Raw genomic sequence first — 1150 nt, forward strand, 5'->3', positions numbered from 1 at the left:
GTTTTGGTGGTGGCTTTGGCAATGATTCATCGTAATTAAATCCGTAAATATTACCTGCTACCTTACTTAGCGTATGCTGATATTCTATTTTGGATGCCGCATCTACATTATTTAAGTAGCCGGTCTGTAATTGTTTTTGAGCAACGATGATGCTGCTATTTAGCAAAATACTTTTGAGCGTTGCAGTGCTTTTACCTCGATCAATTGCCTCGCTAGCTGCATAAATAGCATAATCATGATAGCCATTGTTATAATAAATCTGCGCCAGAATATCCCAAGCCAAAGTATCACTGGGATTGACAGCCAGCCTTTGATTCAAATCTGCAATCAATTGATGCAGCTCAGGTGATTGAGCATTTGCATCTTTGAGTGTGGCAAACTGATTAACGATACTAGAACCTGGGTTTTTTTCTTGAATCACTAGCTCGCTATGCGCTGCACTCATCGCTGAACCCATGACAAATAGACCCGCCAAGAGTGCTTTCGGCAGCTTCAGATTGGCTTTGATATTGTGTTGGATACTGATCATCGTAAGTCTGTGCTCATCGTTATTAGTATTAAATGGGGACGTTGCTGTTTCAAATATATTTACGCTAAATCTTGATAATCAAACCAAAGATATTAATTAGAAGCTTGAACTAAAGTCGTGATATTGGTTAATCTGTCTTTAACCCTGTCTTTGTCATCACTACTCATTAATGTATCGTTGTGATAAGCACTGATGTTACTCTCTGTTATCTTTATAGTTGAGAGCATAGCAATGTCACGTGCTTCAAGCGACTGATTATCAATAGCAATGGCATTGTTCGCCGCTCTTAGTGCTCGTGCGTACTTTTTTGAATCATAGTTAGTTTTAGCAATAGCCATCCACTCTGAAAAATCGTGTTGAGCGGTGTTACTACCAGATAAGTAAACAAGTGATGGCGCACTCAGTGCTTTGACACTTGTACTATTTTTTTTACCAGTCGTGTTACAACCAGTTATCAATACAGAAGCGCTTACTACTAAGGAAAGCAAGCCCATTGTTGTTAGATTGGTACGATAATAAGTAGGGTTCATAAGTACAGTATCATCACTAAAAATATAAAAGGAAAGTCTAACTAAAGTTTGTTGAGTATAATATATTCGGTGAGATTGATTATACATACAC

At 38.0% G+C, this 1150-nt stretch carries 2 protein-coding genes; both read right to left on the reverse strand.

The annotated features are described in order from the left end of the window. Positions 1-529: hypothetical protein (locus ACT3SX_RS15175; RefSeq protein WP_444761838.1), on the reverse strand; the 529-nt coding region annotated here is incomplete at its 3' end. 92 nt (positions 530-621) lie between these two features. After that, the coding region (locus ACT3SX_RS15180; protein ID WP_444761839.1) for a hypothetical protein at positions 622-1150 on the reverse strand (529 nt) is incomplete at its 5' end.

Origin of the sequence: Psychrobacter sp. AOP31-B2-9 (genome assembly GCF_052378005.1) — a bacterium.
Lineage (GTDB): Bacteria > Pseudomonadota > Gammaproteobacteria > Pseudomonadales > Moraxellaceae > Psychrobacter.